This is a genomic window from Streptomyces phyllanthi (assembly GCF_009377205.1).
GTDB lineage: Bacteria > Actinomycetota > Actinomycetes > Streptomycetales > Streptomycetaceae > Streptomyces > Streptomyces phyllanthi.
This window is the reverse complement of record NZ_VJZE01000546.1, coordinates 1-5,545: the sequence shown is the minus strand read 5'-3', so window position 1 is coordinate 5,545 and position 5,545 is coordinate 1. Positions and strand designations below refer to the sequence as shown.

Sequence of the window (5,545 nt, the reverse complement as noted above, 5' to 3'; positions counted from 1 at the left end):
GCCTGTGTCATATCCCCGGCCGGGCGTGCGACGCCTGGCACGCACGCTCGCCGCGTTGCCGAAACGCCCACGTGACTCCGCCACGAGGGCGTTTCGGCGCCTTGCGATCGCACGCACCAGACGCCGCACGCTGATCCGACCGGGGATATGACACAGGCTCTCACCCCGGTCACTCTCCGGGGTGTACAGCCGCTACGCGCGTAGATATGCTCGTCTGGTGACCATGCCCACCACTGCACACGCAGCACCCGCTCTCCCCGACGTCACCGCGTCCGACAGCACCCTGCGCCGCTTCCTCCACGGGCTGCCCGGCGTGGACGCGGTCGGCCTGGAGGCGCGCGCCGCCTCGCTCGGCACCCGTTCCATCAAGACGACCGCGAAGGCGTACGCCATCGACCTCGCCATCTCGATGGTCGACCTGACGACGCTGGAAGGCGCGGACACCCCCGGCAAGGTCCGGGCGCTCGGCGCCAAGGCGGTCCACCCCGATCCGACCGACCGTACGACGCCGGCGACGGCCGCGGTCTGCGTCTACCCCGACATGGTGGCCGCCGCCAAGGAGGCCGTCGCGGGCTCCGGAGTGAAGGTCGCCTCGGTCGCCACCGCGTTCCCGGCGGGCCGCGCCGCCCTCGACGTGAAGCTGGCCGACGTGCGCGACGCCGTGGCCGCGGGCGCCGACGAGATCGACATGGTCATCGACCGCGGGGCGTTCCTCGCGGGCCACTATCTGAAGGTGTACGACGAGATCACCGCCGTGAAGGAGGCCTGCGGGACGAGCGCCCGTCTGAAGGTCATCTTCGAGACCGGCGAGCTGTCCACGTACGACAACATCCGCCGGGCCAGCTGGCTGGGGATGCTCGCGGGCGCCGACTTCATCAAGACCTCGACCGGCAAGGTCGCCGTCAACGCGACCCCGGCGAACACCCTCCTCATGCTGGAGGCCGTACGCGACTTCCGTGCGCAGACCGGTGTCCAGGTCGGTGTGAAGCCGGCCGGCGGCATCCGCACCAGCAAGGACGCGATCAAGTTCCTCGTGCTGGTCAACGAGACCGTGGGCGAGGACTGGCTGGACAACCACTGGTTCCGCTTCGGCGCCTCCTCGCTCCTGAACGACCTGCTGATGCAGCGCCAGAAGCTGGCCACCGGCCGCTACTCCGGCCCCGACTACGTGACGGTGGACTGATCCACATGGCTTTTGAGTACGCACCCGCGCCCGAGTCCCGCGCGGTCGTCGACATCGCGCCCTCGTACGGCCTGTTCATCGACGGCGAGTTCACCGAGGCGGCCGAGGGCAAGGTCTTCAAGACCGTCAGCCCGAGCACCGAGGAGGTCCTCTCCGAGGTCGCCCAGGCGAGTGAGGCGGACGTCGACCGCGCGGTGAAGGCCGCCCGGCGCGCGTTCGAGAAGTGGTCCGCGCTGCCGGGCTCCGAGCGCGCCAAGTACCTGTTCCGTATCGCCCGGATCATCCAGGAGCGCAGCCGCGAGCTCGCCGTCCTCGAAACCCTCGACAACGGAAAGCCCATCAAGGAGACGAGGGACGCGGACCTCCCCCTGGTCGCCGCCCACTTCTTCTACTACGCGGGCTGGGCCGACAAGCTCGACCACGCCGGTTTCGGCGCGACCCCCCGGCCGCTGGGCGTGGCCGGCCAGGTCATTCCCTGGAACTTCCCGCTCCTGATGCTGGCGTGGAAGATCGCCCCGGCCCTGGCGACCGGCAACACAGTCGTCCTCAAGCCCGCCGAGACGACCCCTCTCTCCGCTCTCTTCTTCGCGGACATCTGCCGCCAGGCGGGCCTCCCGAAGGGCGTCGTCAACATCCTTCCGGGATACGGCGACACGGGCGCCGCCCTGGTCGCGCACCCGGACGTGAACAAGGTCGCCTTCACCGGCTCGACGGCCGTCGGCAAGGAGATCGCCCGTACCGTCGCCGGCACCCGCAAGAAGCTCACCCTCGAACTCGGCGGCAAGGGCGCCAACATCGTCTTCGACGACGCGCCCATCGACCAGGCCGTCGAGGGCATCGTCACCGGCATCTTCTTCAACCAGGGCCAGGTCTGCTGCGCGGGCTCCCGGCTCCTCGTGCAGGAGTCGATCCACGACGAGCTGCTGGAGTCCCTGAAGCGCAGGCTCTCCACACTCCGCCTCGGCGACCCGCTCGACAAGAACACGGACATCGGCGCGATCAACTCCGCCGAGCAGCTGGCCCGGATCACCGCACTCGCCGAGCAGGGTGCGGAGGAAGGCGCCGAGCGCTGGTCCCCTGCCTGCGAACTCCCGTCCTCCGGCTACTGGTTCGCCCCGACGCTCTTCACGAACGTCACCCAGGCGCACACCATCGCCCGCGACGAGATCTTCGGCCCGGTGCTGTCCGTCCTGACCTTCCGCACCCCGGACGAGGCGGTCGCCAAGGCCAACAACACCCAGTACGGCCTCTCCGCCGGTATCTGGACGGAGAAGGGCTCCCGCATCCTGGCGGTCGCGAACAAGCTCCGCGCGGGTGTCGTCTGGTCCAACACGTTCAACAAGTTCGACCCGACCTCGCCGTTCGGCGGCTACAAGGAGTCGGGCTTCGGCCGCGAGGGCGGCCGCCACGGCCTGGAGGCGTACCTCGATGTCTGAGAAGACCGAAAAGACTGAGCGACTCTCCGTCTTCAAGACCTACAAGCTGTACGTCGGCGGGAAGTTCCCGCGTTCCGAGAGCGGCCGGGTGTACGAGGTGACGGACTCGAAGGGCACGTGGCTGGCCAACGCACCGCAGGCGAGCCGCAAGGACGCCCGTGACGCGGTGGTCGCCGCCCGCAAGGCGTTCGGAGCCTGGTCCGGCGCCACGGCGTACAACCGCGGCCAGATCCTGTACCGCGTCGCGGAGATGCTGGAGGGCCGCCGGGACCAGTTCGTCCGCGAGGTCGCAGGCGCCGAGGGACTGTCCAAGTCGAAGGCGGCGGCCCAGGTGGACGCGACGGTCGACCGCTGGGTCTGGTACGCGGGCTGGACGGACAAGATCGCCCAGGTGGTCGGGGGCGGCAACCCGGTCGCGGGCCCGTACTTCAACCTGTCCTCCCCCGAACCGACGGGTGTGGTCGCGGTCCTGGCCCCCCAGGAGTCGTCGTTCCTGGGCCTGGTCTCGGTGATCGCCCCGGTGATCGCCACCGGCAACACGGCGATCGTGGTCGCGAGCGAGAAGTCCCCGCTCCCGGCGCTCTCCCTCGGCGAGGTCCTGGCCACCTCCGACCTCCCCGGCGGTGTGGTCAACGTTCTCTCCGGCCGCACCGCGGAGATCGCGGCACCCCTGGCCGCCCACCAGGACGTGAACGCGATCGACCTGGCGGGCGCGGACGAGGTCCTGGCGAAGGAACTGGAGATCGCCGCGGCCGACAACCTCAAGCGCGTCCTCCGTCCACAGCCTGTGGACGGAGGGGACTGGTCCGCGACCCCCGGCACCGAGCGCATGACCGCCTTCCTGGAGACGAAGACGGTCTGGCACCCGACGGGCGCCCTGGGCGCGTCCGGGTCGTCGTACTAGCCGCGTACCGACCGCGTACCGGCAGGCGACCGTACGGACACGGAGGGTGGCCGGGGTGTGTGATGTGCGCTCCACCGGCCACCCTCCGTCTCGGCGGGAGCCGCGCGATGCGTCACACTGGACTCTCGTGAGTTCGCATCCCCCGATACCGATCCGGGTCGTCCTGCTGTCCGGCCCGTCCGGGTCCGGCAAGTCCCTTCTCGCCGCCCGTTCCGGCCTGCCCGTGCTCCGGCTGGACGACTTCTACAAGGACGGCGACAATCCGACGCTTCCGCTGGTGGAGGGGAGTTCGGACATCGACTGGGACCATCCCCTGTCCTGGGGCACGGAGAGCGCGGTCGCGGCGATCGAGGAGCTGTGCCGGACGGGTTCGACCACCGTCCCGACGTACGACATCTCCCTCAGCGCCCGCACCGGCACGGAGACCCTGCGCGTCGAGCGGACCCCCGTGTTCATCGCGGAGGGCATCTTCGCCGCGGAGATCGTCGCCCGCTGCCGTGAACTGGGCGTCCTGGCCGACGCCATCTGCCTGACCCGCGGCCCGCTCACCACGTTCCGCCGCCGCTTCCTGCGCGATCTGAGGGAAGGCCGCAAGTCCGTGCCGTTCCTGCTGCGCCGCGGCTGGCGCCTGATGCGCCGGGAGCGCTCGATCGTGGCCCACCAGACGGGGCTCGGCGCGTATCCGTGCGACAGGGACGAGGCTCTGGGCCGGCTGGCCGCCGCCGCGGCGGGACGCTGCCAGCGGGCAGCCGCATAGCCCGCCAACAGGACCGACGCCCCGCGCGAGCCGTGACAACTCCCTTCAGTGAGACGCCAGTTCCTTACAACCAAACGGTGGCGATCACCGTCCCTAACGGGGGGCCTCACGCCTCCGCCGCCCGGAGACGCGGTGCGGCGACGCGAGTGACGACGTACAGGGAAGTGGGTAGGCGCATGCCTCTGGCACGCAGGCTGTTTCTGGGTGGCTTCACCGCCGGCGCGGTGACCGTCGCGGTGGGTGGTACGGCCGACACGGCGGAGGCCGACGACACGGTCGACACGTTCCCGGGGACGGTGACCGCGGAGAAGTTCTCGACGAACTCCACGGTGAACTCGGCGTTCTTCAAGACGACCTCGACCACGGAGCACACGGCGACCCTCTACCAGGCCGGCACGTCCGGAGCGGGCGTGGCGCTGAACGTGATCTCCGACAACCCGGACACGTCGGCCATGTACCTGTCCGGCACGGAGACCGGCCGCGGAACGCTGAAGATCACCCACCGGGGATACGCCGACGCGTCGGACAAGAGCGCCGCCGCCCTGTCGATCGACCTGCGGACGGCGGGCACGGCCGCGCAGGGCATCTACGTGACCGCGACCGACGGCCCGACCACGGGCAGCCTGATCGCCCTGCGCAACAACGACGGCCTGGACGACTTCGTGGTGAAGGGGACGGGACGGATAGGCGTGGGGATCGACCGCGGGGCCACCCCGCGCGCGCAGGTCCACGTCGTCCAGTCGCCGAGCGCTCCGGCCGCGCTGCTGGTCGAGGGCTCGGTGCGGATCGGGAACGCCGCGACCGTGCCGACGTCCGTCGACGGGACGGCCGGCGGTGGCGCGCTGTACGCGTCGAACGGCCGGCTGGTGTGGCGGGGCTCCGCGGGCACCGTCACCGTCATCGCACCGGCCTGAGCGGGAACGGGAGACGATCATGCAATTGACCCCCGAGGAACTGGTCTCGGAGTTCCATGACGCGGTGATGGAGCTCTACTTCGCACGCAAGCGGATCGTGGTCCTGGAGGCGGAGAACGCCGCGCTGAAGGCCCAGCTCTCCGCCACCACCGCCACCACCGCCACGGGCGACGGCGGCGACCAGAGCTGACGGCGCCCACGGGACCGCACCCGCGTGTGCGGGCGGACACGCGAAAGCGGGACTGGACGGACCCCCCGGCCCTCCAGTCCCGCTTCGTGTTCCCCCGGTTTCCTTGCTTCCCCCGTGTTGTGTTGCTTCCCCCGTGTTGTGTTGCTTCCCCCTGTTTCTCC

At 70.3% G+C, this 5,545-nt stretch carries 6 protein-coding genes; all 6 read left to right on the top strand.

Annotated elements, in window-relative coordinates:
• The first annotated feature begins 223 nt into the window (after positions 1-223).
• The 6 genes from deoC to FNH04_RS46950 all read left to right on the top strand — a co-directional run bounded on the left by deoC (position 224) and on the right by FNH04_RS46950 (position 5,384).
• Positions 224-1,183 carry a deoxyribose-phosphate aldolase gene (gene deoC / locus FNH04_RS40450; RefSeq protein WP_152791176.1) on the top strand — a complete coding sequence of 320 codons (960 nt, stop codon included), beginning with the start codon at positions 224-226 and terminating at the stop codon, positions 1,181-1,183.
• A complete protein-coding gene (locus FNH04_RS40445) occupies positions 1,183-2,619 on the top strand; it encodes an aldehyde dehydrogenase family protein (protein ID WP_322725283.1) in 1,437 nt (478 codons plus the stop codon). The genes deoC and FNH04_RS40445 overlap by 1 nt, the downstream gene beginning before the upstream one ends.
• On the top strand, positions 2,612-3,523 hold the full coding sequence (locus FNH04_RS40440) for an aldehyde dehydrogenase family protein (protein ID WP_152791173.1): 912 nt from the start codon (positions 2,612-2,614) through the stop codon (positions 3,521-3,523). Before FNH04_RS40445 ends, FNH04_RS40440 begins: the two co-directional genes overlap by 8 nt.
• 127 nt (positions 3,524-3,650) lie before the next feature.
• Complete coding sequence (locus tag FNH04_RS40435) at positions 3,651-4,280, top strand: uridine kinase family protein (RefSeq protein ID WP_322725280.1); 630 nt, start codon at positions 3,651-3,653, stop codon at positions 4,278-4,280.
• 176 nt (positions 4,281-4,456) lie between these two features.
• Positions 4,457-5,194: a hyaluronoglucosaminidase gene (locus FNH04_RS40430; RefSeq protein ID WP_152791172.1), complete on the top strand. Its 738-nt coding sequence runs from the start codon at positions 4,457-4,459 to the stop codon at positions 5,192-5,194.
• A gap of 19 nt (positions 5,195-5,213) precedes the next feature.
• A complete protein-coding gene (locus FNH04_RS46950; protein ID WP_194236985.1) occupies positions 5,214-5,384 on the top strand; it encodes a hypothetical protein in 171 nt (56 codons plus the stop codon).
• Positions 5,385-5,545: the final 161 nt, after the last annotated feature.